The sequence below is a fragment of the Bosea sp. OAE506 genome, from assembly GCF_040546595.1.
Classification (GTDB): Bacteria; Pseudomonadota; Alphaproteobacteria; order Rhizobiales; family Beijerinckiaceae; genus Allobosea.
The window spans coordinates 4,807,341-4,831,958 of record NZ_JBEPOB010000001.1 but is presented as its reverse complement, the minus strand read 5'-3'; the positions used below and the strand labels follow the sequence as shown (position 1 = coordinate 4,831,958).

At 69.0% G+C, this 24,618-nt stretch carries 26 protein-coding genes; 20 read left to right on the top strand and 6 right to left on the bottom strand.

Translation table 11 applies throughout. From position 1 onward, the window contains the following. Positions 1 to 3 precede the first annotated feature (3 nt). Together ABIE41_RS23460 and ABIE41_RS23455 are read left to right on the top strand one after the other, a co-directional pair. Complete coding sequence (locus tag ABIE41_RS23460) at positions 4 to 1,005, top strand: ABC transporter ATP-binding protein (RefSeq protein WP_192642608.1); 1,002 nt, start codon at positions 4 to 6, stop codon at positions 1,003 to 1,005. Next, entirely contained in the window at positions 1,002 to 2,003 is a 1,002-nt protein-coding gene (locus tag ABIE41_RS23455) for an ABC transporter ATP-binding protein (protein ID WP_192642607.1), read from the top strand. Before ABIE41_RS23460 ends, ABIE41_RS23455 begins: the two co-directional genes overlap by 4 nt. 6 nt (positions 2,004 to 2,009) lie before the next feature. On the opposite strand, the gene ABIE41_RS23450 is transcribed toward ABIE41_RS23455, so the two are convergent. Continuing rightward, a complete protein-coding gene (locus ABIE41_RS23450) occupies positions 2,010 to 3,251 on the bottom strand; it encodes a peptide ABC transporter permease (protein WP_192642606.1) in 1,242 nt (413 codons plus the stop codon). Between the two features lie 188 nt (positions 3,252 to 3,439). On the opposite strand from ABIE41_RS23450, the gene ABIE41_RS23445 reads away from it, so the two are divergent. From ABIE41_RS23445 to ABIE41_RS23425, 5 genes are all read left to right on the top strand, one after another. Then, the gene (locus tag ABIE41_RS23445) at positions 3,440 to 3,952 is read left to right on the top strand and encodes a DUF2478 domain-containing protein (protein WP_192642605.1); all 513 of its coding nucleotides are present in this window, start codon (positions 3,440 to 3,442) and stop codon (positions 3,950 to 3,952) included. 13 nt (positions 3,953 to 3,965) lie between these two features. Beyond that, positions 3,966 to 4,859, top strand: coding sequence for a formate dehydrogenase accessory sulfurtransferase FdhD (locus ABIE41_RS23440; protein WP_354193254.1), 894 nt, complete (start codon positions 3,966 to 3,968; stop codon positions 4,857 to 4,859). Positions 4,860 to 4,975: 116 nt separating this feature from the next. Next, on the top strand, positions 4,976 to 5,407 hold the full coding sequence (locus tag ABIE41_RS23435; protein WP_192642604.1) for a hypothetical protein: 432 nt from the start codon (positions 4,976 to 4,978) through the stop codon (positions 5,405 to 5,407). Next, a complete protein-coding gene (gene mobA / locus ABIE41_RS23430) occupies positions 5,407 to 6,027 on the top strand; it encodes a molybdenum cofactor guanylyltransferase MobA (protein WP_192642603.1) in 621 nt (206 codons plus the stop codon). Before ABIE41_RS23435 ends, mobA begins: the two co-directional genes overlap by 1 nt. 76 nt (positions 6,028 to 6,103) lie before the next feature. Beyond that, positions 6,104 to 6,229, top strand: a complete 126-nt coding sequence (locus ABIE41_RS23425; protein ID WP_354193252.1) for a hypothetical protein — start codon at positions 6,104 to 6,106, stop codon at positions 6,227 to 6,229. A gap of 158 nt (positions 6,230 to 6,387) precedes the next feature. On the opposite strand, the gene ABIE41_RS23420 is transcribed toward ABIE41_RS23425, so the two are convergent. Then, complete coding sequence (locus ABIE41_RS23420; protein WP_192642602.1) at positions 6,388 to 7,521, bottom strand: Mrp/NBP35 family ATP-binding protein; 1,134 nt, start codon at positions 7,519 to 7,521, stop codon at positions 6,388 to 6,390. Between the two features lie 24 nt (positions 7,522 to 7,545). Beyond that, complete coding sequence (locus tag ABIE41_RS23415; protein ID WP_192642601.1) at positions 7,546 to 7,776, bottom strand: sulfurtransferase TusA family protein; 231 nt, start codon at positions 7,774 to 7,776, stop codon at positions 7,546 to 7,548. Positions 7,777 to 7,877: 101 nt separating this feature from the next. Here ABIE41_RS23415 and ABIE41_RS23410 point away from each other — a divergent pair, with 101 nt between their 5' ends. Then, on the top strand, positions 7,878 to 9,152 hold the full coding sequence (locus tag ABIE41_RS23410; protein ID WP_192642600.1) for a c-type cytochrome: 1,275 nt from the start codon (positions 7,878 to 7,880) through the stop codon (positions 9,150 to 9,152). 78 nt (positions 9,153 to 9,230) lie between these two features. On the opposite strand, the gene ABIE41_RS23405 is transcribed toward ABIE41_RS23410, so the two are convergent. Continuing rightward, positions 9,231 to 11,270: a 4Fe-4S binding protein gene (locus tag ABIE41_RS23405; protein ID WP_192642599.1), complete on the bottom strand. Its 2,040-nt coding sequence runs from the start codon at positions 11,268 to 11,270 to the stop codon at positions 9,231 to 9,233. Positions 11,271 to 11,400: 130 nt separating this feature from the next. On the opposite strand from ABIE41_RS23405, the gene ABIE41_RS23400 reads away from it, so the two are divergent. The 12 genes from ABIE41_RS23400 to ABIE41_RS23345 all read left to right on the top strand — a co-directional run bounded on the left by ABIE41_RS23400 (position 11,401) and on the right by ABIE41_RS23345 (position 22,763). Then, the gene (locus ABIE41_RS23400) at positions 11,401 to 12,144 is read left to right on the top strand and encodes a biotin/lipoate--protein ligase family protein (RefSeq protein ID WP_192642598.1); all 744 of its coding nucleotides are present in this window, start codon (positions 11,401 to 11,403) and stop codon (positions 12,142 to 12,144) included. After that, positions 12,141 to 12,695 (top strand): DUF6505 family protein, encoded by a 555-nt coding sequence (locus tag ABIE41_RS23395; RefSeq protein ID WP_192642597.1) that lies wholly within the window; start codon positions 12,141 to 12,143, stop codon positions 12,693 to 12,695. Before ABIE41_RS23400 ends, ABIE41_RS23395 begins: the two co-directional genes overlap by 4 nt. Beyond that, the gene (locus tag ABIE41_RS23390; protein ID WP_192642596.1) at positions 12,692 to 13,702 is read left to right on the top strand and encodes a DUF6352 family protein; all 1,011 of its coding nucleotides are present in this window, start codon (positions 12,692 to 12,694) and stop codon (positions 13,700 to 13,702) included. Before ABIE41_RS23395 ends, ABIE41_RS23390 begins: the two co-directional genes overlap by 4 nt. 10 nt (positions 13,703 to 13,712) lie before the next feature. Beyond that, positions 13,713 to 14,243: a DUF3305 domain-containing protein gene (locus tag ABIE41_RS23385; RefSeq protein ID WP_192642595.1), complete on the top strand. Its 531-nt coding sequence runs from the start codon at positions 13,713 to 13,715 to the stop codon at positions 14,241 to 14,243. Further along, positions 14,240 to 14,950: a DUF3306 domain-containing protein gene (locus ABIE41_RS23380; protein ID WP_192642594.1), complete on the top strand. Its 711-nt coding sequence runs from the start codon at positions 14,240 to 14,242 to the stop codon at positions 14,948 to 14,950. The genes ABIE41_RS23385 and ABIE41_RS23380 overlap by 4 nt, the downstream gene beginning before the upstream one ends. Positions 14,951 to 15,057: 107 nt before the next feature. Beyond that, entirely contained in the window at positions 15,058 to 15,864 is an 807-nt protein-coding gene (locus ABIE41_RS23375; protein ID WP_192642593.1) for a Cro/CI family transcriptional regulator, read from the top strand. Positions 15,865 to 15,908: 44 nt separating this feature from the next. Then, the gene (locus tag ABIE41_RS23370) at positions 15,909 to 16,109 is read left to right on the top strand and encodes a formate dehydrogenase (protein WP_192642930.1); all 201 of its coding nucleotides are present in this window, start codon (positions 15,909 to 15,911) and stop codon (positions 16,107 to 16,109) included. 13 nt (positions 16,110 to 16,122) lie between these two features. Beyond that, complete coding sequence (locus ABIE41_RS23365; protein ID WP_192642592.1) at positions 16,123 to 19,101, top strand: formate dehydrogenase subunit alpha; 2,979 nt, start codon at positions 16,123 to 16,125, stop codon at positions 19,099 to 19,101. A 14-nt stretch (positions 19,102 to 19,115) separates the two neighbouring features. After that, positions 19,116 to 19,712: a formate dehydrogenase FDH3 subunit beta gene (fdh3B, locus tag ABIE41_RS23360; protein ID WP_066723776.1), complete on the top strand. Its 597-nt coding sequence runs from the start codon at positions 19,116 to 19,118 to the stop codon at positions 19,710 to 19,712. Positions 19,713 to 19,863: 151 nt separating this feature from the next. Further along, positions 19,864 to 20,871, top strand: a complete 1,008-nt coding sequence (locus tag ABIE41_RS23355; protein ID WP_192642591.1) for a formate dehydrogenase subunit gamma — start codon at positions 19,864 to 19,866, stop codon at positions 20,869 to 20,871. Between the two features lie 100 nt (positions 20,872 to 20,971). Continuing rightward, a complete protein-coding gene (gene mobB, locus ABIE41_RS23350) occupies positions 20,972 to 21,502 on the top strand; it encodes a molybdopterin-guanine dinucleotide biosynthesis protein B (protein ID WP_192642590.1) in 531 nt (176 codons plus the stop codon). 7 nt (positions 21,503 to 21,509) lie between these two features. Further along, positions 21,510 to 22,763, top strand: coding sequence for a molybdopterin molybdotransferase MoeA (locus tag ABIE41_RS23345; RefSeq protein WP_192642589.1), 1,254 nt, complete (start codon positions 21,510 to 21,512; stop codon positions 22,761 to 22,763). A 7-nt stretch (positions 22,764 to 22,770) separates the two neighbouring features. Here the strand turns inward: ABIE41_RS23345 and ABIE41_RS23340 are convergent, their stop codons facing one another. Next, a complete protein-coding gene (locus ABIE41_RS23340) occupies positions 22,771 to 23,544 on the bottom strand; it encodes a TIGR02186 family protein (RefSeq protein ID WP_354193244.1) in 774 nt (257 codons plus the stop codon). Then, entirely contained in the window at positions 23,541 to 24,470 is a 930-nt protein-coding gene (locus ABIE41_RS23335; RefSeq protein WP_192642588.1) for a sulfite exporter TauE/SafE family protein, read from the bottom strand. Before ABIE41_RS23335 ends, ABIE41_RS23340 begins: the two co-directional genes overlap by 4 nt. Positions 24,471 to 24,618 lie beyond the last annotated feature (148 nt).

Below are 24,618 nucleotides of genomic sequence, written 5' to 3'. Positions count from 1 at the left end.
GCGATGCCGCCTGAAGACGCCGCCCCCATCCTCTCCGTCCGTGACCTCACGGTCGAGTTCGTCACCCGCCGCGGCACGCTGCGCGCGCTCGACCGCATCTCCTTCGACGTCGCGCGCGGCGAGGTGCTGGGCGTCGTCGGCGAATCCGGGGCCGGCAAATCCGTCACCGGCTCGGCCATCATCGGCCTGATCGACCCGCCAGGCCGTATCGCCGGCGGCGAGGTTCGGCTGTCGGGCGAGCGCATCGACAACCTGCCCGATGAGGCGATGCGCAAGGTCCGCGGCAAGCGCATCGGCATGATCTTCCAGGATCCGCTAACCAGCTTGAACCCGCTCTACCGGATCAGCGAGCAGCTGATCGAGACGATCCGCGTCCACACCGACCTCGATGCCGCCCAGGCCCGCGCCCGCGCCATCGCTCTGCTCGACGAGGTCGGCATCCCCGCCCCCGAAAAGCGCATCGACAGCTACCCGCACGAATTCTCCGGCGGCATGCGTCAGCGTGTCGTCATCGCACTCGCGCTCTGCGCCGAGCCCGAGTTCATCATCGCCGACGAGCCGACCACCGCGCTCGACGTCTCCGTGCAGGCGCAGATCATCGCGTTGATCAAGGCGCTCTGCCGGGAGCGCGGCACCTCGGTCATGCTCGTCACCCACGACATGGGCGTCATCGCCGAGACGGCCGATCGCGTCGCGGTGATGTATGCCGGGCGCATCGCCGAGATCGGCCCCGTGCGCGACGTTGTGAAGGAGCCGCTCCACCCCTATGCGAAGGGGTTGATGGGGGCGATCCCTTCGCTCGAGGGCGAGACCACGCGGCTCGTGCAGATCCCTGGCTCTATGCCGCGGCTCTCGGCCATCCCGCCCGGCTGCGCCTTCAACCCGCGCTGTGCCCAGGCCTTCGACCGTTGCCGGACCGAGCGGCCGGAACTGATTGCGGTCGGCAGCCGCAAGGTCGCCTGCCATCTCTACGACACGCCCACCGAAAGCGAGGTCGCCGCATGACCGCCGATCCCGCCGCGCTGGTCGAGGTCCGCGACCTGAAGCGCGTCTTCGACGTCTCGAAGCCCTGGCTCAACCGCGTCATCGAGCGCGCGCCGCGCCAGTTCCTGAAGGCGGTCGACGGCGTTTCCTTCGACATCCGCAAGGGCGAGACCTTCGCGCTCGTCGGCGAATCCGGCTCGGGCAAATCGACCGTGGCTCGCATGGTCGTCGGCCTGCTGCCTCCCTCGGCCGGCACGGTCACGATCGACGGCGTCTCGATGAGCGATGCGGCCGCGGCCGATGAGCGCCAGCGTCTGCGCCGGCGCATCCAGATGATCTTCCAGGATCCCTACGCCTCGCTCAATCCGCGCTGGCGCGTCGGGCGCATCATCGCCGAGCCGATCCGCGCCTTCAGCCTGATCGAGGGCGAGGCCGCGATCACCGACCGCGTCGGCGAATTGCTGACGCTGGTCGGCCTGCACCCCGACGACCGCACGAAATTCCCGCACGAGTTTTCAGGCGGCCAGCGCCAGCGCATCGCGATCGCCCGCGCGCTCGCCTCGGACGCCGAGTTCATCGTCTGCGACGAGCCGACCTCGGCGCTCGACGTCTCGGTCCAGGCCCAGATCCTGAACCTGATGCGCGACCTGCAGGAGCGGCTGGGGCTGACCTATCTTTTCATCTCGCACAACCTCGCCGTGGTCCGGCACATGGCAAGCCGCATCGGCGTGATGTATCTCGGCCGCCTCGTCGAGGTGTCGGAAGGGCGGCAGCTCTTCGCCGCGCCGCGCCACCCTTATACGCGCATGCTGCTGGACGCGGTGCCCGACGTGGCGATGGTCGGCAAGGTCCGCCAATCGGTGAAGGGCGAGATCCCGAACCCGATCGCGCCGCCTTCGGGCTGCACCTTCCACCCACGCTGCCCGCTCGTCTTCGATCGTTGCCGGGTGGAGAACCCGCCCGTGATCGACGGCGTGGCCTGCCATGCCGTGCAGGCCGCGCGCGAGGCGGCAGCCTGATCGCGATCAGGCGGACGTGCCGGCCTTCGGGCGCGTCGTGCCGGCGGGCTTGAGCAGCGGCGCGACGGGCCGGTCCGTGCGGTACTGGCCGCGCGCGATGGCACCGAACATCAGCACGACCGCGGTCAGCGTCATCAGCCACCAGGGCTGCAGTGTCGCAAAGCCGAGTGCCGAAAGAGCGAACGCCGTGGTGAAGGCCGCGACACCGCCGGCCGCGAGCGCGCTCGGCATCCGCCCTGCGGCCCGGATCGCGACATAGAGGCAGAAGGCGGCGGCGCCCGCGCCGACGAGGCCGAGCTCGTACCAGGTCTCGAAGAGCAGCGTCGTCGGGGTCGCGGGCGGCAGTGCGCCGGTCAGGCGCCCGCGCAGCACGGTGTCGAGTCCATGGCCGGTGACGAGCTGGATCGGTGCGCCGCTGACGACATCGGCCCAGGTCGCGAGCGACTGGACGATCCCGCTCTCCGGCAGCCGCGCGGCGATCGGAATCAGCAGGAAGGGCAGGATCGGCGCCAGCAGCATCAGCCCGGCGATCGCTGCCGCGATCAGGGCCGAGGCCTTCTCGCGGCTGGCGCTGACCGCGCCGAAGGCGACGGCGCCGCAGATCATCGCGACGGCCTCGCCATCCTCGAAACGGGTCAGCGAGAGCAGCCCGACCACGACCGCTAGCCCGACCGCGCTCAGGCCCCGCTCGCGCGACAGGAGCCAGGCCAGGGCGGGCCAGGCCATGATCAGGATCACGCTGATGCCGCGCTCGACGCTGCCCGCTTCCGCCTCGGCATGGCGCAGCGCGGCCACGACGATCAGCGCCAGAGCGAAGGCGCCGGCCACGCCCGCGCCCAGCGGGGCCAGGTTCAGGTTCGAGGCACGCATCCGCTCGGGCAGGGCCGCATTGCCGAGGAAGCCGAGCAGGACGGCCAGCACGAGATTGGCCGCCTTCTCGGTCGCCGAGACCGTGTAGGGGCTCCAGACCAGCGAGAGCACGGCCCAGCCGACGAGGCCGACCAGCATCAACGCCGGCAGGCTCAGCAGCGAGCGGCGGAACATCGTCGCGAACGCACGCGGGTCCTCGATCAGCGCCGCGATCACCAGCAGCACCACGCCGATCGGCGCCAGCACGACCGCGGCGCGGCGCGAGACCAGCGAGGCGATCGGCAGCAGCAACGCGAGCGTGCCGAAGGCGATGCGGCGCAGCAGCAGCGCGGCGTCGGCAGCCGGGTCGAGCGGGGGTGGGGCGAGGTGACGGGGCATGGAACGCGAACCGAGGGAGAGCCTCTGCCGGAGAGCGCCGGGAGGATGTGCCTCAACCGTAGCCGTCCCCAGCGGGCGAGACTGTAGGGCCGGCGCAACACTGGGTCCGCTTCTCGCCGCGAGGCGTCCGCTTCCCCTGCGGCGAATGTCCACTGGTGGCAGCCCCCTTTTCATGGGAAGAGGTCCTGATGCTGATGGCCGTCATTCCCTATTCGTCGGGTTTCCCCATCGATCGGTTCATGGCCGACACCGCCCAGCGGCTGAAGGCGCGGGGCTTACGTCTCGGCGGCGTCGTCCAGCACAATGACGGCGCCTGCGACAGCGGCTGCCTCTCGATGGAGCTCGAGGATCTCGCCAGCGGCGCGCGTTTCCCGATCAGCGAGAACCGTGGCGCCGGCGCGACCGGCTGTCGGCTCGACGCAGGCGGGCTCGCGGCCGCCGGCGGTGCGCTGGGCGCGGCGCTGGCGGGCGAGACCGATCTCGTCATCGTCAACAAGTTCGGCCGGCAGGAGGTGCTGGGCCAGGGGTTGCGGCAGGAAATCGCCGCGGCGCTGCTCGCGGGCCTGCCTGTCCTGATCGCTGTCCGGCGCGACATGCTGCCCGCATTCCGCGACTTTGCGGGAGAGGACTGGTCGGAGCTGCCGGCTCAGGCCGAGGCGGTCGAGGCCTGGGGGCTCGGCGTCGCGCGCGTGGCCGCCTGAGCGGAGGGGCGGGATGCCACAGGATATGAGCTTCCTCGACGATTACCTCGTGAGGCCCGACCCTCAGGCGTCCCGCCTCGGCGCCACCGTCTCCGGCATCGACCAGACCGGCGCGACCGTCGAGACCCGCGTCGTCACCGAGCGCGCGCTGACGCTCTATCTCAACGCCCAGGAGATCGTCACGATGATGACGATCGGCGACCATCCCGACGCGCTGGCGCTGGGCTATCTCCTGAACCAGAACATGCTCAAGCGCGGCGATGTGGTCGATGCCGTCGATTATGACGAGGAGCTCGAGGTCGTGGTCGTCCGCACGCCGGAGCGCACCAATTTCGAGGAGAAGCTGAAGAAGAAGACGCTGACCTCGGGCTGCGCCCAGGGCACCGCCTTCGGCGACCTGATGGAAGCGATCGACGAGATCGAACTGCCCAAGGCGGAACTTCGCACCAGCTGGCTCTATGCGCTGACGAAGAAGATCAACACCACGCCCTCGCTCTATCTCGAGGCCGGCGCCATCCATGGCTGCGTGCTCTGCGAAGGCGACAGGCCCTTGGTCTATATGGAGGATGTCGGCCGCCACAACGCCGTCGACAAGGTCGCCGGCTGGATGTTCCGGCACAATGTCGATCCTGCGAAGATGATCTTTTACACCACTGGCCGCCTGACCTCCGAGATGGTGATCAAGACCGTTCGCATGGGCATCCCCGTTCTGGTCTCGCGCTCGGGCTTCACCGAATGGGGCGTCGAACTGGCGCGCAAGGCAGGCCTCACCCTGATCGGCCGGGCTCGCGGCAAGCGCTTCGTCGCGCTCGCCGGCGAGCAGAACATCGTCTTCGACCAGGACCCGGACACGGTCGAGGAAGAGGGCGGGAAAAGCCGCCGCAAGGGGGCGGGGGGCGACGATTGAACCGCCTTGCGCCCCGAGCGGATTTGCCGTGTCCCACGCATTTGCTTGATCCCGGCGAGCAGGCAATCTGGTGGGGTCGGCCTGATCCTTGGCGCTACGGTCAGAGACAGGCGTGGGTGGCGCTGCTGGTTGGCTCAGGGGGGATTGTTGTTGCGGGGCTTATTGCAGCTCAATCCTTTCGGGAAGGACGCTGGAGTGGCGTCGGCATGGTCGTTCCGGTGTTCTGCGCGTTCCTCGCAGCGTGCGGTGTGCTTGCTATGAGCTGGCCGGCAGTTCGATTTCGGCGCGCGAGGGAGCTGACGTACCTCCTGACCGACCGCCGAGCGATCATCGTGGAAGGAAGCGCAGTGACAGATGCTCGTCTCGCTGCGATCCGCTCGGTCGAGGTTGAAAACAGCGGTAAGCCGATTGGAAGCGTCATTTTTCTGGATCGACCGGCGCCTCCCAGTGACAGCGGTCCTGACATGATCAGGGACCGCTTCATCGGCATCGCCGATGCCGAGGCTGTCGCCCAGGAAATGCGTCGCCTGCAGGGAATTGCGTCGTGATGCCCCCCACCCTCGGCCTCCTCCTCGCCGGCGGCCTCGCGCGCCGCATGGGCGGCGGTGACAAGCCGCTGCGGACCATCGCGGGCCGCAGCATTCTCGCCCATGTCATCGAGCGCCTGGCGCCCCAATGCGATCGCCTGCTGGTCAACGCCAATGGCGATCCCGCCCGCTTCGCGGATTACGGCCTGCCGGTGGTCGCCGACAGCGTGCCCGATTTCGCCGGGCCGCTCGCCGGCATCCTCGCCGGGCTCGACTGGATGGCGGCCCATCGGCCCGAGACCGAATGGCTCCTGAGCGTCGCCGCTGACACGCCCTTCATCCCGCGTGATCTCGTCGCCCGCCTCCATGCGGCGCGGGAGGCGGAGAACGTCCCGCTCGCCTGCGCGGCGTCCGGCGGCTGGACGCATCCGGTGATCGGGCTCTGGCCAGTGTCGTTGCGCGCGGATTTGCGTCACGCGCTGACGGTCGAGGACGAGCGCAAGATCGACCGCTGGACCGCCCGCCATGGCTGCGCCAGCGCGGAGTGGCCGGTCGATCCGGTCGATCCCTTCTTCAACGCCAACAGGCCCGAGGATCTGGACGAGGCCGAGCGGCTTTTCGCCACCCTGCCACCGGCTTGAACCCCCCGCTGTCCTTCGCTATCTGTCCAGTATAAGAGCGGCTTATCGCTGCCGTGTCGCCTTTCGGGGGAAGATCATGAAGTCGTTCGTCGCCGCCATCGCCGTCTCCGCCATCCTCGCCTTCGGCGCGAGCCTTGTGCTGAACGACTACTTCCAGAAGCCCGTCGACGTCGCCTTCACGACCGGCGGCGTCCGGCTCTGAGCGGCTGAAGTGGCGCCCGAACCAGGCCGACATGCTCGGGCTTGACCCGAGCATCTCGTGCCGCGGCAGGCCTGGCGCTTTACCGTCCTGAAATTCTCGGGTGCGCGCTTCGCTGCGCCCGAGAATGGCGTCGAGGTGGCCCCTAAAGGGCCCCTCCCTCACTCGATGACGATCCGTGGCGCGGCCTTGGCGGCGCCTCCGGCCATCGACGCCATCACCTGCCGCGCGATCGCGAGATAGGCCTTTGCATGGGCTGAATCCGGATCGCTCGCGACGATCGGCCGGCCTGAGTCGGACGTTTCGCGGATCGGCATGGCCAGCGGCACCTCGCCGAGGAAAGGCACGCCGAGGCGTTCCGCTTCATGCCGCGCCCCGCCATGAGCGAAGATGTCCGAGCGCGTGCCGCATTCCGGGCAGATGAAATAGCTCATGTTCTCGACGATGCCGAGGATCGGCACCTCGACCTTCTTGAACATCGCGACGCCGCGGCGCGCATCGAGCAGCGCCAGATCCTGCGGCGTCGAGACGATGACGGCGCCGGCCAGCGGCGTCTGCTGCGCCATGGTCAGCTGCGCGTCGCCGGTGCCGGGCGGCATGTCGACGACGAGCACGTCGAGCTCGCCCCAGGCGACCTCGCGCAGCATCTGGGTGATGGCCGAGATCACCATCGGGCCGCGCCAGATCATCGGCGTTTCCTCGTCGATCAGGAAGCCGATCGACATGATCTTCAGCCCATAGGCCTCCATCGGCGCCAGCGTCCGCCCGGAGACCAGCCGCGGCTTGCCGGTGATGCCGAAGATCTTCGGCACCGAGGGGCCGTAGATGTCGGCATCGAGCACGCCGACCTTGAGGCCGAGCGTCGCCAGGGCCACCGACAGGTTCGCGGTGGTGGTCGACTTGCCGACACCGCCCTTGCCCGAGGCGACCGCGATGATCTGCTTCACGCCCGGCACGCCGGCCGCCTTCGGCGTCGGGCCACCAGGCCCCGCACCGGGAGTGGGACGCTGCGCCTGCTGGCGCGCCTGCGCGGCGGCCGAGCTGGGCGCCTTATCAGCGGTCAGCCCAACCAGGACCTGGCTCACGCCGGGCAGGCCCGACACCGCGCTTTCGGCCGCCTTGCGCACCGGCTCCATGGCTGCGGCTTCGGTCGGGTCGATGCCGATGGCGAAGATCACCTTGCCGCCGTCGATCAGGATGTCGGCGACGCGGCCCGAGGCGGAGAGCGACTGGCCGCTGGCCGGCAGCTTCACCAGTTCGAGCGCGCGCAGGATATCGGCTTGGGTGAGGGCCAAGGGCTGAACTCCTATCGGCGCGGTTCAGGCCGGCGCCTTGCGGATGTGGAAGACGAGCAGGTCGCCGTCGCTGCGGCTCTCCTCGATCGCATCCCCGGTTTCGCGCATCAGGTTGGGAATGTCGATGGCCGCCATCGGATCGGTGCATTCGACCAGGAACAGCGTACCGGGCACGGCCCCCTTCAGCGCCTTGCGGACCCGCAGCGCCGGCAGGGGGCATTTCAGGCCGCGGAGATTGAGAGGCGTGGCGGTCATGGCGGGACCCGGTTGCAGGGGCGCAGCTTCATAGGATGGGCGGTCGCACCGGGGCAACTGGCCGCTTTGTCACGGCGCCCGGGAGCCGGCATGATGGGTGGATGCGATCTGTCCTGAAGCCTCTCTTCGTCCTTCTTTGCCTTGCCGATCCAGCTGCTGCCCAGGAACTGCGCGGCCATGGCGGGCCGGTGCGCGCCATCGCGGTCGCACCCGATGGCGCGAGCGCCATGACCGGCTCCTTCGACCAGTCGGCCATCCTATGGAGCCTGTCGGGTGGCACGGCGGAGGCCGTGCTGCGCTTCCATGAGGGCGCGGTGAACGCGGTCGCGGCCGTGCCGGGCCTCGGCTTCGCCACCGGCGCCGAGGATGGGCGCATCGCGCTCTGGCGCGGGGCGGCGGCCGAACCGGCCGAGGTCATCGAAGGCCATAAGGGGCCCGTGGCCGCGCTGGCGGTCTCGGCCGACGGGCGCCGCATCGCCTCCGCCTCCTGGGACGGGACGGCGCGGGTTACGACGCGCGAAGGCGGCGCCGCGCTCGCTTTCGAGGGCCATCAGGGGCCGGTCAACGGCGTCGCATTCCTGCCCGGCGGCGGCCTCGTCACAGCCGGCTATGACGCGACGCTGCGGATCTGGCCGGCCGACGCCGGCGCACCCCGGATCGTCACGCTGCCCGCGCCGCTCAACGGGGTCGTCGTCGCCGCCGATGGCGAGATCGCCGTCGCGGCGGCGGATGGGCGGCTGCGTCTGTTCGCACCGGATGGCGAGGCGCGCGGGGAGGTGGCCGTGGGCGAGACGCCGCTGATCGCGCTGGCGCTCTCGGCCGACGGCACGACCCTCGCAACGGGTGGCCTGCGCGGCCAGGTCGCGCTGGTCGACCGGGCCGCACGCCGGATCCGCGCGACGCTGGTCGGGCCGGGGCTGCCGGTCTGGTCGCTCGCCTTCCTGCCGGATGGCCGCCAGATCCTGTCGGGCGGCGCCGACCGTCTCGTGCGCCGCTGGAACGCCGTCACCGGCGAGCATATCGGCACGGTCGTGCCGCGCGCCGGGGCCGATGTACTCGCCGCCTTCAACGGCGAGCGTGGCGCGCAGGTCTTCCGCGCCTGCGCCGCCTGTCACACGCTAACGCCGTCCGACGGCAACCGCGCCGGGCCGACGCTGCACGGCATCTTCGGCCGCCGCATCGCCAGCGCGCCGGGCTACGCCTACTCCGAGGCCTTCAGGACGATGGACATCGTCTGGACCAAGGAGACGGTGGCGAAGCTCTTCGAGATCGGCCCCAACGCCTACACGCCCGGCACCAAGATGCCCGAGCAGACAATCGGCAGCGCTGAGGACCGCCAGGCGCTGGTCGACTGGCTGGAGAAGGTAACGAAATAGGCGTCATTCTCGGGCTTGACCCGAGAATCTAATTGCTGGTGTCAGAGATGCTCGGGTCAAGCCCGAGCATGACGTGACCTACTGCAGCGGATCTTCCCCGCGCTCGGCCCGCTCGCGCAGGTAATCCTCCGTCGTGCGAACCGGCGGGCGCTGCGGCGAGAGATGCGGGTCGAAGCTTTCGTTGACGACGACCTCGACGCGGCAATCCTCGCACATCTTCAGGACCGAGATGCGCTTGGCCGCGTCGCCCGAGAACATCCAGTGCTTGTTCTCCAGCTTGGCGGTGATCTTCTCGATCGTGCTGCGGACGCCGAAGGGCTTGGCGCAGCTGATGCAGTGGAACGGCTCCTCCTGCTTGATCACGCGCTTTCCGCCCTTCCAGGCATCGAAATCGATGCGCGGCTCCAGCGTGATGACCTTCTCAGGGCAGGTCGCGGCGCAAAGCCCGCACTGCACGCAGAGATCCTCCTGGAAGGCGAGCGTCGGCCGCTCGGGATCATCAGACAGCGCCTGCACCGGGCAGGCGGAGACGCAGGCGAGGCAGAGCGTGCAGCCATCCGTGTCGACATGCACGGTGCCGAAAGGCGCGCGCGGCGGCAGGGCGACCGTGGCCACCGGCATCGGTGCCGCGGCGTGCAGCTCGCCGATCGTCTGGCGCAGCAGCGGCCGGCCTTCGCCCATCGGGCGGAAGCGCGCCGGCCTGGGGGAGACCGTGCCCGGAGCGACCCGCACCAGCGCCGCCGCCAGCTGCTCGGGGTCGTCGGTCTCGATCAGCCCGGCGCTGCCGGCGCCATAGCCGAGCGCGCTGGCGAGCGTCTCGGCATAGGCGAGGTTGCGCTGCAGGCCGGAGAGATCGTGCTTCGGGCGGGCACGGCTGAGCACCTGCACGGACGCCGCGCCAAAGGAGAGCGCCGCGGCGAAGGCATCGAGCCCCATCTGGGTGATCTCGTTGACCCGCAGCGGCAGCACGCGGGCCGGCAGCCCCTCGCCGAAGCGGGCGAGCGCATCGATCAGCGGCTCGCCATGGTCCTCGTCATGCAGCAGCACGACCGGCTCGCGCCCGCCTGCCTCGGCATAGGTCGCCAGCAGCGTGCGCAGGCGGCGCAGCAGCGCATCCGCCGGCGGCAGCGCATAGGTCACCGCCCCGGTCGGGCAGACGGCGGCGCAGGCGCCGCAGCCGGCGCAGATCTCGGCAGAGATCGCGACATGGTCGCCATTGGGGGTGATCGCGCCGGTCGGGCAGAGCTCGAGGCAGCGCGTGCAACCCGTCTTTTTCGAGCGCGAATGGGCGCAGAGGTCCTCGTTCAGTTTGACATAGGTCGGCTTGTCGAACTCGCCGACGAGATGGCCGGCCTCCGCGATCAGCTTTTCGATGGCCGCCGGGCTCGCCGGGTCGGCGCGCAGATAGCCCGCCCGCAGCTCGCCGGCCGGAAACAGCGGCATGCCGCCGGAGACGTCGATAACGATGTCGCATTGCGAGGTCGCGCCGTTGCGCGGTTCGCCGAAGACGAGCCGGGCGCGGGAGGAGGGGGCCGGCGCGGCATAATCGTCGATGCGCAGCTCGAAGGCGCCGAGCCAGCCGGTCGCCGACACGATGGTGCCCTTCAGCACCGGCGTCTCGACCACGCGCGGCGGCGTGATCTCGCCGGGCCTGCTGATCAGGATGGTGACGTCGAGATGCTCGGCCAGCCGCTGCCCCACCGAGAGCGCCGTCTCGTCGCGGCCATAGACCAGCGCGACGCCCTTGCTGGTCAGGGTCGTGAAGGAGATCGGCGGCATCGGCTCGGCGGCGGCCGCCAGCAGCGCCGCCATCTTCGGCCCGGCCGCCTTGGCTTCGCGCGACCAGCCGCCCGTCTCGCGGATATTGGTAAAGACGAGATCGCCCGCATAATCGAGATCGGCCGCGATCTCCTCGAACAGCGGCGCCTCCTGCGTGCAGGCGACGGTGACAGCCGCGCTCTCGCCGAGCGCACGCGTGAACAGCTCGGTCTGCGTCCGGCAGAGATGGCGCGCGGTGCGTATATCGGCGCCTTTGCAGCCGCGTGCGATGGCCGCCGAATCGAGCGGCATGGTGTCCTCGCACGAGCACACCATCAGCGTGCGGGTGGCGTCTTGCATGGTGGGCTTGTCCTCGGGCCGGCGGCGTTGTGTCGCCTCTCTTGCGATAATCCGTGCTTATATGGAATTGGAGCGGTTCAAAAGAAACGAAGCCTGCGTGTTTCGTCGCACTCCCGGAGGAAGCCCGATCATGGCAGCCAGTGCCCTGCGCCCCGACGATCTGCGTCGCGAGCCGGTCCTGCCGCCGGGGTTCTCGCTGGTCGCACTGCGGGAATCGGGCGACGCCTTCGCCCATGCCTGCACGATCGCACCTGAGGCGGGCGCGGCGACGCTGGTCTGGACCCGGCGCTTCGACGTCATCGAATTCGCCGTCGTGCTGGAGCCGGACAACCCGCTGCGCGAGGCGCGGCTGGCGCATTACCTCGCCATGACGGCGCTGGCGGATGCGCTTGCCGTCTACAGCCCGCCCGAGCGGCCGATCCTGTTTCGCTGGCCCGATGCCCTGATCTACGACCTCGGGCTGATCGGCGGCGGCCGGCTGGCCTGGCCGGAAGACTGCGCCGAAGATTCAGTGCCGGAATGGCTCGTCTTCGGTGCCATGCTGCGCGCCACGACGATGACGCCCTTCGCCGTCGGCCAGGTCGGCGTCGGCATGGCCGAGGAGGGCTTCGAGGAAATCGACGCCGTCGATCTGATCGAGGCTTTCGCCCGCCACCTCATGCTCGCGGTCACGCGCTGGCAGAGCGCGGGGCCGAAGGCCGCCGCGCTGCGCTGGCTCGACCGGCTCGACAAGGTTGTCGGCACGCGCCACGGCATCGAGCCGAACGGCGATCTCGTGGCGACGACCCAGGCCGGCACCGAGCGTCGCAGCCTTGTCGAGGCGCTTGCGCGGGTCGACTGGCTGGACCGCGAGAGCGGCGGGCCGAAGCTGTGACCGGTCTGAAGCTGCCCCGCGCCATCCGGCTCGACCCGTCCGACACCTTCGTCTTCCGCCGGGCCGCCGAGCCGGGCGACTGGCTCGTGACCGGCTCCTTCCTGTTTGGCGGCACAGATCCCTCGGCGCTCGATGCCAAGGGCAAGGCTGCCTTCCGCTCCGGCTTCCTCGGTGTCGCAAGCTTCGGCTGGAGCACGCTCGCCGTGGTGACGGAGGCGACCGAGGCCGAGCGCGAGGCGGCGGTCGAAAGCCTAGCCGGCCATCTCGTCGACAAGCTTGGCGCGCCCGATCTCGCCACCGCGCGCGCCGCGGCTGCCGAGGAGGTCGCGTTTGCCGCCTCCCTCTGCGATCATCCGCCCCAGACCCTGCTCGCGCTGCACCGGGCGCTGGAGGACGGCGAGATCCGCGAGCGCTTCCGCACCCTGACGCCTCGCGACGCCAGCCAGAGCGAAGGCTTCCGCGCCTTTGAGTTCCTCGAGGTGGCGGGCGATGAGGACGGGCCGGTCGAGCATGTCGATCTCCTCAATCTCGAAAAGACCAGGCTGACATGACGCATTTCTGGGCCAGTTCCGGCCATCTCCTGCTGGATCGCGAACCCGGCGGCGGGCTGCGCGTTACCGACGATTTCCTCAAGGCGTATCTCGCCCGGCCGGAGCTGCTGCCGCCGGAAGAGGCCTGCGAGGCCGAGCGCGCGCTCCACGCCCGGCTGATGGAGACGCCGCAGGCGGAGATTCCGGCCGCCGCGATCGAGGCCATCGCCGATGAGGATGCCCGCGAGAACTGGCGCTTCATGCTCGGCTGGCGCGACAGGCTGCTGGCGGCGCCGACGCTGGAGGCGGCCTATGCCGGCATCATCCGCGAGGGCGTGAGCGCGATCCCGCCGCTCTTCCTCGACCAGCTGGTCCACGTCATCATGCGCGCGGCGCTAGACGAGGCCGACGACCCCTTCGTCACCCGGGCCGCCGAATGCCTGTTCCGCCCGCAGCGCGTCACCTTCCACGAGAACACGATCCTGCTCGCCGATGCCGAGATGATCGAGGGGCACGAGGCCGATCGCCATGCCTCGCCGCTGCTCGCCATGCTGGGCGGACCGGCGGCGACCGAGCTCGACATTCTCAAGCCGGCCAATGCCGATCATTACTGGCAGCGCTCGGACGGGTTCGACATGGTGCTCGACCTCGGCGGCTCCCCCTCGGGCCGGGCGGCGCTCGGCCAGGCCTTGCGCCACTGGATCCGCCAGATCCATGGTTTTGACGTCGCCATCGAACCGCTGGAGACGGTGACGGATGCGGACTGGCGCTGGTTCGTCGGTCTCGACGCCGAGGCCACCGCGATCGGCAATGCGCTCTGGCAGGGGAAGACGGTCGCCGCAGCCGACATGGCGCGCGTGCTCGCCCTGTTTACGCTGACGCTGCCCGCCGACGTTCCGGTCCTGCCCGCGGCCAAGGGCAAGCCGGTCTATCTGATCATGGCCATGTCGGCCGACAATCTGCTGCGGCTGAAGCCGCAGAACCTCGTCGCAGGCCTGCCGCTCGCCCGGCGCGAGATGGCGAACTGAGGAGGCAGTCATGACGCAGCAGCACATCGAGGTGGGCATCGTCGCCGAACGGCGTTCCATCGACTCGCCCTGGGCCGATCACGCCTGGACGCCGCTGGCCGTGCTGCCGGAGCCGCCGGCGCTCGCGCCATGGACCGAGCTGCCGGGCGAGCCAGGCCGGCGCCAGTTCTATCTCGGTCCCGCGACGCTGACGCTGCATTCGGTCGATACCGCCCATTTCCGCGAGAACTTCCAGGCCGGTCGCGCCAAGCTCTGGGTCGCGATCCGCCCGACCGGGATCGATCCCGAGATCGAGTTCGTCGGCGTCACGGCCGATCCGTTCGAGGGCGAGGTCTATTGCGAGAATGTCGGCGACATCGTCGAGGCGTTGCCGATGCCGATGGCGATCGCCGAGACAGTGCTCGCCTTCTTCGAGACGCATCATGTCGAGCGCGAGTTCATCAAGCGCAAGCGCACCGAGCATGATCCGCGCAAGGGGTCGGCTCCGCGCCCCGAGCCCGGCCAGCGCCGCCGCGAGAGCGGGCCAGGAGGGGCGCCATGAGCACCCGCACGCCGTCCGATGAAGGCTTCCTGACACGCTGGTCCCGCCGCAAGCGCGAGGTGGAGGGCGAGGAACTGCCGGCGCCGCCTCCCGCCCCCGCGACGGACACCGCCGCGCCGGCCACCCCCGAGGTGGCCGAGCCCGAGGCCGAACTGGTCGAGCCGCCCTCGCTCGATCTGATCGACAAGGACTTCGACCTCGCCTCCTGGCTGAAGCAGAACGTGCCGGAGGCGTGGAAGCTCGCCGCCATGCGGCGCGCCTGGGAGAACGACCCGGCCATCGCCGGCTTCGAAAATCCGGCCCGCGATTACGCACTGGACTGGAACACGCCCGGCGGCGCTCCGGGCTATGGCCCGCTGACGGAATCGGACGACATCGCCGAGATGGTCCGCGGAATCTTCGGGGACCAGCCCGCCCCTGCGGCAGCCTCACTGACCACGGAAGAGGCAACCGGCGACGGCATGTCGCATCCCCTTTCGTCTAAGGACGGGGAGGGCGATTCCGATGCTGCGGCGCGAGAAGAGGCGCCCGCCGAGGCCGAGCCGGTTGCGCTCCGTCTGAGCGAAAGCCCCGCAGACCCCTCGAATCGCCATCAGGATTGGCCCTCGGCGCAGCTCGAACCCGATGCTGCGGCGCAGCAAAACGAGGTTCGCGAGCCTGTTTCCGTGCGCGTGCGCAAGCGCGGCGGTGGCGCCATTCCAATCTGAATAGAGATTGGAATCGTTTTATTTTTGGGCAATAAGCAGGCGTTATCACGACTCCCGGGCGGCCCATTTTCGAGCCGCTCAGCCTTAAGGACATTGACCTGAGTCAAATGCGCGACCCGGCATTGGAAAAAGCGATCGGCAGCGTCGGTGGCGTCCGGGCGCTCGCGCGCAGTCTCGGGATTTCGCAGCCTGCGATCTCGAGCTGGAAGCGCGTTCCCGCCGACCGGGTCCTGTCCGTCGAGGCGACCACCGGCATCTCCCGCACTGAGCTGCGCCCCGATCTCTATCCGCGTCCCGATCCGGCCGCGGCTATCCAGTCCGAGATTGCGCTGACGCAGCCCATCGACGAGATCGATGCCGCGCGGGCGCAGGAATGTGAGCTGATCGGCGCGCTGCTCTGGCGGGCTCCGACGGCCGAGACGCTGGAGGTCCTCCGCGGCCTGCAGGGCGACGCCTCGCCCTTCGGCATGGCCCATCTCGCTCTGGCCGAGGCGGCCGACGAGGCGACGCCCGAAAGCCTGCGCGACGAGTTCTTCGAGCTCTTCATCGGCGTCGGCCGCGGCGAGCTGCTGCCCTACGCCTCCTACTATCTCACCGGCTTCCTCCATGAGCGCCCGCTGGCGCTGGTGCGCGAGGATATGGGCGCGCTCGGGCTGGCCCGCGATGCGCGCGCCGGCGAGCCGGAGGACCACATCGCCGTGCTGCTCGACATCATGGCGAAGCTGCTGCGCGGCGAGGTCGCCGCCGATGGCCTCGACGCGGACCGGTTCTTCGCCCGGCACATCCAGCCCTGGGGCGAGCGCTTCTTCGCCGATCTCGAGGTCGCGAAGGGTGCGAAATTCTACAAGGCGGTGGGCCGGCTCGGAAGCCTGTTCCTGTCGATCGAAACGCAGGCTGCGGGGCTGCCCGCATGACCGGCTCCACACACAACATAAAACCCGACGCTTGGGAGACGACGATGTCGAAAAGCAAAGAAACCGGCAAACCGGCCGTCGATCGCCGCAGCTTTTTCAAGGCGCTGGGCGCGGGTGCCACGCTGGCGGCGACGCCGGCGATGGTGACGCCGGCCGCAGCCGTCGATCCCGGCAAGGAAGAGACCAAGGCGCGCTACCGCGAGTCGGAGCACGTCAAGGACTTCTACCGCGTCAACCGTTACTGAGAGGCGCCGCATCATGCTGATCAAGCGTAAATCCGCCGACGTCCAGCGCGGCCGGCTCCAGTCGGCGATCGCCGGCCTGTCTTCCGGTGTCATGGATCGTCGCGCCTTCCTGCGTCGTTCGGGGCTCGTCGCGGGCGGCGTCGCCGCTGCCGGCGCCCTGCAGATCGGTTCGGTCCGCAAGGCCGAAGCCGCAGGCCTCGGCCCGGCGACCGGCACCAAGATCGTCAAGAACATCTGCACCCACTGCTCGGTGGGTTGCACGGTCAAGGCCGAGGTCGCCAACGGCGTCTGGGTCGGCCAGGAGCCGGCCTGGGAGAGCCCGATCAACCGCGGCTCGCACTGCGCCAAGGGCGCCTCGGTGCGCGAGCTGGTCCATGGCGACCGCCGCATCAAGTATCCGATGAAGCTGGTCGACGGCCAGTGGCAGCGCATCTCCTGGGACGTCGCGATCAACGAGATCGGCGACAAGATGATGGAGATTCGGGCCAAGTCCGGCGCCGATTCCGTCTATCTGCTCGGCTCAGCCAAGTTCTCCAACGAGGGCGCCTATCTGTTCCGCAAGTTCGCCGCCTTCTGGGGCACGAACAACGTCGACCACCAGGCGCGCATCTGTCACTCCACCACGGTCGCGGGTGTTGCCAACACCTGGGGCTACGGCGCGATGACGAACTCCTACAACGACATCCGCAACTCCAAGACGATCATGTTCATGGGGTCGAACGCGGCCGAGGCCCATCCGGTCTCGATGCAGCACATCCTCGTCGGCAAGGAGCAGAACCGCGCCAACGTCATCGTCTTCGATCCGCGCCTGACCCGCACCGCGGCCCATGCGACGGACTATATCCGCATCCGCTCGGGCACCGACATCGCGGTGATCTGGGGCATGATGTGGCACATCTTCAAGAATGGCTGGGAGGACAAGGCCTTCCTCGCCGCCCGCGTGCACGGCATGGATGACGTCCGCAAGGAGGTCGAGAAATACGACCCCAAGACGGTCGAGGACATCACCGGCGTTCCCGAGGCGCAGCTCAAGCGCGCCGCCGAGACCTTCGCCAAGGTCAAGCCCGCGACGTTCATCTGGTGCATGGGCGTGACACAGCACTCCGTCGGCACCGCCAACGTCCGCGCCATTTGCAACCTGCTTCTCGCCACCGGAAATGTCGGCGGTATGGGCAACGGCGCCAACATCTTCCGCGGCCACTGCAACGTGCAGGGCGCGACCGATTTCGGCCTCGATATCTCGAACCTGCCTTGCTACTACGGCCTGGTCGAGGGCGCCTGGCGCCATTGGGCCCGCGTCTGGGACGTGCCTTACGACTACTTCGTCACCCGCTTCGACGAGGTGCCGGCCAAGGGCGGCCGTCCGGCGCGCACGGCCAAGGCCAATATGGAGACCTCGGGTCACACCTCGACCCGCTGGTTCGACGCGGCCAACCTGCCGGCCGAACAGGTCGACCAGAAGGACAACCTCAAGGCCATGTTCGTCATGGGCCATGGCGGCAACACCATCCCGCGCATGCCCGATGCCGTGAAGGGCCTCGAGAAGCTCGAGCTTCTCGTCGTCGCCGATCCGCATCCGACGAACTTCGTCTCGCTCGGCCAGCGCAAGAACGGCACCTATCTGCTGCCGATCGGCACGCAGTTCGAGTGCTCGGGCTCGCGCACCTGCTCCAACCGCTCGGTGCAGTGGGGCGAGAAGGTCGTCGAGCCGATCTTCGAGGCGGCCAGCGACTATTTCGTCATCTACAAGCTGGCGCAGAAGCTCGGTTTCGCGGAGCCGATGCACAAGAACTTCCAGATGGTGCAGGGCAAGTACGGCCCCGAGCCGTCCGCCGAGTCGATCCTGCGCGAGATCAACAAGGGTGGCTGGTCGACCGGCTACACCGGCCAGTCGCCGGAGCGTCTGAAGCTCCACATGGAGCATCAGGACAAGTTCGATCTGGTGTCCTTGCGCGGTGCCGTCGGCTCGCCGGTCGAGAACGACTTCTACGGCCTGCCCTGGCCATGCTGGGGCACGCCGGAGCTCAAGCACCCCGGCACGCACATCCTCTACAACACCTCGCTCGAGGCCAAGAACGGCGGCGGCACCTTCCGTCCGCGCTTCGGCCTCACCCGTGAGCGTACGCTCGCCGACGGCAGCAAGGTCAACGACACGCTGCTGGCGGAGAACGGCTCCTACTCGCTGAACTCGGATATCAAGGACGGCTATCCCGAGTTCACCATGGGCGTGCTCAAGAAGCTCGGCTGGGATGCCGACCTGACGCCCAAGGAACTCGAGACGATCACCTGGGTCGGCGGCAACAACATCGACGCGGTGAACTGGGCAAACGACATCTCCGGCGGCATCCAGCGCGTCGCGCTCGCCCATGGCTGCGTGCCCTATGGCAACGGCAAGGCCCGCGCCAATGCCTGGAACCTGCCCGACCCGGTGCCGACGCATCGCGAGCCGATCTACTCGCCGCGCGTTGATCTCGTGGCGAAGTGGCCGGCCCGTCCCGACGAGCGCACCCTGCGCATCCCGAACCTCCACACCTCGGTCCAGAAGGCCGCCGTCGAGAAGGGTATCGCGAAGTCCTTCCCGATCGTCCTCACATCGGGTCGTCTCGTGGAATACGAGGGCGGCGGCGAGGAGACGCGCTCGAACCGCTGGCTGGCCGAACTGCAGCAGGACATGTTCGTCGAGATCAACCCGGCTGACGCCACCGCGCGTGGCATCAAGGACGGCAGCTTCGTCTGGGTCTCGGGTCCGGAGAACAACTCGAAGGCCCGCGTCAAGGCGCTGGTCACCGAGCGTGTCGGCAAGGGCGTGGCATTCATGCCCTTCCACTTCGGCGGCTTCTATCAGGGTCAGGACCAGCGCGGGAATTACCCGAAGGGAACCGATCCGATCGTGCTCGGCGAGTCGGTCAACATCGTCACCACCTACGGCTACGACCCGGTGACGGCGATGCACGAAGGCAAGGTCACGCTCTGCCAGATCGCAGCGGCGTAAGGGGGAACTGAACCATGGCCCGGATGAAATTCCTCTGCGACGCGGATCGCTGCATCGAGTGCAACGCCTGCGTCACCGCCTGCAAGAACGAGAACGAGGTGCCCTGGGGCATCAACCGTCGGCGCGTCGTCACCATCAATGACGGCAAGCCCGGCGAGCGCTCGGTCTCGATGGCCTGCATGCACTGCACCGACGCGCCCTGCGCGGCGGTCTGCCCGGTCGACTGCTTCTACACCACGGCGGACGCCGTCGTGCTGCACAGCAAGGATCTCTGCATCGGCTGCGGCTACTGCTTCTACGCCTGCCCCTTCGGCGCGCCGCAGTATCCGAAGGTCGGCAACTTCGGTTCGCGCGGCAAGATGGACAAGTGTACCTTCTGCTCAGGCGGCCCGGAGGCCGATCTCTCGCCGGTCGAGTTCCAGAAGTATGGCTCGAACCGCCTGGCCGAGGGCAAGCTGCCGCTCTGCGCCGAGATGTGCTCGACCAAGTCGCTGCTGGCCGGCGACGGCGAGATCATCGCCCAGATCTACAAGGAGCGGGTGGTGAAGCGCGGCTACGGCTCGGGCGCCTGGGGCTGGCAGACGGCCTACAAGGAAACCATCGCCATCTGACGTCCTGTCTGGAGACGGACGAAGGCCCTCATCGAGACGGGCCACGACAGGCGCTCCGAACGGAAACCGGCCAGGCCGGTCCCTTCGCCGGGGCGCCCTTTTCAGACAGATCGGCCTCTCGCGACGAGGGCCGGAGCAAGGGAACAGAGCCATGCGTTTCGGCGCCCATATCCGCCTGCTGGTGACCGGCCTGCTGCTGACCTTCGCGGTCGCGCTTGCCGTTCCCGCCGGCGCCCAGCAGGTCAACCCGACGGCCGATGCCGTCCGCGAGCGGCAGTTCCTCGACGCGCTCAAGGGCAATCCCCAGGCCGAGCTTCAGGGCCGCATCACCATTCCCGACCAGAAGGCCGCCACGCTGGAACGTCCGGCCGGCCGCGACTGGCGCGCCTTCCACCAGGGCACGATGCTGCGCACGGCGGTGATCGCGGTGCTCGGCACGCTTCTGGTGCTGACGGCCTTCTTCCTGATCCGCGGCCGCATCCTCATGGAGGCCGGTCCGGCGGGGCAGACGATCACGCGCTTCAACGCCTTCGAGCGCTTCGTGCACTGGCTCACCGCCGGCTGCTTCATCATCCTGGCGCTGTCGGGCCTGAACGTCACCTTCGGCAAGCTCGTCCTGCTGCCGCTGATCGGACCGCAGGCCTTCACCAACCTGTCGATCGCCGCCAAGTGGTCGCACAACTTCCTGGCCTGGCCCTTCATGCTCGGCATCGCGCTGATGTTCGTCATCTGGATCAAGGACAACATCCCGACCCTGATGGACCTGCGCTGGTTCGCCGCCGGCGGCGGCATCATCGGCAAGGGTCACCCGGAAGCGCGCCGCTTCAACGCCGGCCAGAAGGTCGTGTTCTGGAGCGTCGTTCTGGGTGGAGCGGCCCTCTCGGTTTCGGGCTTCTACCTGCTCTTCCCGTTCTCGGCTGGCGGCGTGCTCAATCTCCAGTTCTGGAACGTCGTGCACGGCATCGTCTCGGTGCTGATGGTCGCGCTCATCCTCGGCCACATCTACATCGGCTCGATCGGCATGGAGGGCGCCTTCGACGCCATGGGCTCCGGCGAGGTCGATCTCAACTGGGCCAAGGCGCATCACTCGCTCTGGGTCGAGGAAGAGATGCAGAAGGCCCGCGCGGGCGCCGACAACCGGCTGCAGCCGGCTGAATGATCCGCTTGACCCGCAGGGGTCGGCTGACGGATGACGACCGGGCGCTTCGGCGCCCGGTTTTCGTTTGGGGCCGTGGTTTTCGTTTGGGTGAAGGACGGCGATGCGTGTGATCGGCCTGGCGGGATGGAGCGGTGCGGGCAAGACCACCCTGCTGACCCGGCTGATCCCGGAGCTCGGCCGGCGCGGCGTCTCGGTCTCGACGCTCAAGCATGCGCATCACGCTTTCGATCTCGACACGCCGGGCAAGGATTCCCATGCCCATCGCGAGGCGGGCGCCCGTGAGGTGCTGATCTCCTCCGAGCGCCGCTGGGCCCTGATGCGCGAGTTGCGCGGGGAGGCCGAGGCCGAGCTGCCGGACCTGCTGGCTCGGCTGTCTCCCGTCGATATCGTCGTGGTCGAAGGCTTCAAGCGCCAGTGCCACGCCAAGATCGAAATCCACCGCGCCGGCAACGGCAAGCCGCCGCTCCATCCGGGTGACGACAGCATCGTCGCGGTGGCCAGCGACGTCGCCTTTCCCGACGCCGGCCGTCCGGTCGTCCCGCTCGACGACATCGCTGCCGTCGCGGAGATCGTCCTGGCGCAGGCCCTGCCGCTGGCCGAGACGCTGGCGCGCTGCGGCAGGAAGGACTGACGGCGCCATGGCCCAGCTCAGCCGCGACGACGAGGCCTTTGGCGCCCTGATGACACTCGAACAGGCGGGCGAGCGCGTCGCCGCGCTGGTCGCCCCGGTGAGCGGCACGGAGACGGTCTCTCTGGCCGCCGCCGACGGGCGCGTGCTGGCGGACGCGATCCTCTCCCCCCTCGATCTGCCGCCCTTCGCCAATTCGGCGGTCGACGGCTATGCCGTCCACTCCGCGGATCTCGCATCGTCGGGGCCGACGCGCCTGCCCCTCGGCGGCCGCGTCGCGGCGGGCGCCGATGCTGCAGGCCTCAGCGTGCGGGGCCGTGCGGTGCGGGTCTTCACCGGCGCGCCGATGCCGGATGGCGCCGACACCGTCTTCATGCAGGAGGATGTCACGCTCGAGGGCGAGGCCGTGCTCCTGCCGCCGGGGCTCGCCCGGGGCGCCAATGCGCGTCCGGCGGGTGAGGATATTGCGCGCGGCGCGCTTGCCGCGGCTGCGGGTCAACGCCTGCGGCCTCAGGATCTCGCCTTGCTCTCGGCGCTCGGCGTCACGCAGGTGGCGGTGCGCCGCCGGCCATGCGTCGCGATCTTCTCCACCGGCGACGAACTCACCGAACCCGGACAGCCGCTGCGCCCGGCCGCGATCTACGACGCCAATCGAGCCTTGCTGCGGGCCATGGTGGCGCGCGCCGGCGCGGAGGTCGTCGATCTCGGCATCCTGCGCGACGAGCGCGCCGGGCTGGCGAAGCGCCTTGCCGAGGCGGCACGCGATTGCGACCTCGTCCTGACCTCGGGCGGTGTCTCGACCGGCGAGGAGGACCACGTCAAGGCGGCGCTGGAGCAGGTCGGCGAGCTCGCCTTTTGGCGCATCGGCATCAAGCCCGGCCGGCCCGTGGCGCTGGGGCGCATCGGCACGGTGCCGTTCATCGGCCTGCCCGGCAATCCGGTCGCGGTCTTCGTCACCTTCGCCTTTGTCGCCCGCGTCCTGATTGCGCGGCTCGCCGGCACGGCGCCGGTCGCTCCTCTGTCGCTTCCGGTGCGCCTCGGCTTCGCCTACCGCAAGAAGGAGGGCCGCAGGGAATATGTCCGCGTCTCGCTCGAGCCCGGCCCCGACGGCGTGCAGGTCGCGCGCAAGCACCCGCAGGACGGGGCCGGCGTGCTGACTTCGCTGACGCGCACCGACGGTCTGGTCGAACTCGCCGAGGACATGACGCGGATCGAGGAGGGCACGCTGGTGCCCTTCCTCGGCTATTCGCTCCTGATCGGCTGAGCCGCGCTCAGTCTCGCCGGAAGACGACGCTGGCGAGCCAGCCCAGCAGCAGCGCCATCAGCACGGTGACGAGCCCGTAGACCAGCGGAAGCTCATGGGCCCCCGCTGCCAGGCGCTGCTCCATGCCGCTCTTCACCACCTCGAAATTGGTGGTCTGGCGGGCGAGTGGAACGCCGCCGGCATAGAGCACGATTTCGATCTCGTAGGATCCGGTCGGCGCGGTGGCGGGCACCTCGATCGGGGCGCTGAACACCGTGCTGGAGAGGAAGGTCACCCCCCGCTCCTCGGCCGAATAGAGCCCCTTCTCCGAGAGGATGCGCAGCAGCCCGTCCGAGAAACGGGCGGTGGTGGTGTCGAGGTCGAGCGCGGCGTCGCGGGTCTTGTGAGCGTTCTCCAGCCCCACGCGTTCGCGCCGCGCCGTCTCCGGGCTCACGATCTCGCTCAGCGGCCGGTTGCTCGCGACTGTCAGGAACAGCGAGCTGTCAGGGAAACGCCGCTGCGTGCGGTTGATCCAGATCGGCCCCAGCCGCTCCTTCTCGCGCACCAGCAGCATCCGCCGCGGCCCGCGTGCCGTGACGACGATGTCGTAGGGGTCGCCGCGTGCGACCGTCCGCCCGTCGCGCTCGACCACGCCGAAGACGGTGAGCTGGCTTCCGGTGTAGTTGGAGGTGATCAGGATCTGGTGGCTCGACATCGCCGCGATCAGCGTCTCCGCGCGCGCGACGCCGGCGCCGGCTGCGAGCAGCACGAGGAGAGCTGCGAGGCGCGCAAACAGGCTCACCGCGCCCCCTCCGAGATCACGACGGAGAACGGCTCGCTCGGCGGGATGAACAGCTCGATCGCAAAGCGCAGCCCGACCGAGAGGATCAGCAGAGCGAGCAGCAGCCGGAAGGATTCGACATTGAGGTTGCGGGCCGCCCGCCCGCCGAACTGCGCGCCGATCACGCCGCCCAGCAGCAGCAGGATCGCCAGCACCAGATCGACGGATTGGTTGGTCAGCGCGTGCAGCAGCGTCGCGCCCGTCATCGTCATCAGGATCTGGAACAGCGAAGTGCCGACCACGATGGCGGTCGGAATCCGGAAGAAATAGATCAGCGCCGGGACCAGGATGAAGCCGCCGCCGACGCCCAGCACCGCGCCGATGAAGCCGATGACGATGGCAAGCGTCGCGATGGGGATGACGCTGCAATAGAGCTGCGAATCGGGGAAGCGCATCCGCAGCGGCAGCCCCATCCACCACGGATGGGTGCCGGCCCGCCGCTTCAGCCGTGCCGGCTTGCCCGCGCGCACCCGCAGCATCGCGCGCAGGGCGTCATAGAGCATAAGCCCGCCGATGATCGTGAACAGCGTGACATAGGACAGGGTGATGACGAGCTCGAGCTGGCCCAGGCGCCGCATCGAGTTGAAGAACAGCACGCCGAGCAGGGTGCCGAGGATACCGCCCGCGACGAGGATGGTGCCGAGCTTGAGATCGAGCGCGCGGCGGCGCCAGTAGGTCAGCACGCCCGTCGTCGAGGAGCCGGCGACCTGGGCCGCGACGGTCGCCACCGCGACGGCGGGCGGGATGTCCAGGAAGATCAGCAGGGGCGTCAGCAGAAAGCCGCCGCCAACCCCGAACAGGCCTGACACGAAACCGACCGCGCCGCTGAGTCCCAGCACCGTGAGGATGCTGATCGGCAGCTCGGCAATCGGTAGGTAGATCTGCACCTCGGCTCCTCACGCGACGCGGGCGTCGGCTGGCGGGCTCTCTCGCCCGGTCTCACTCTGCACCGATCCGGTTAAGGGGAGTTTCCGATGCGGAGAGGCCGAAGCGGGCGGATGCCCGACTTCGACCTGATGGCGCGCCAACGCGTCG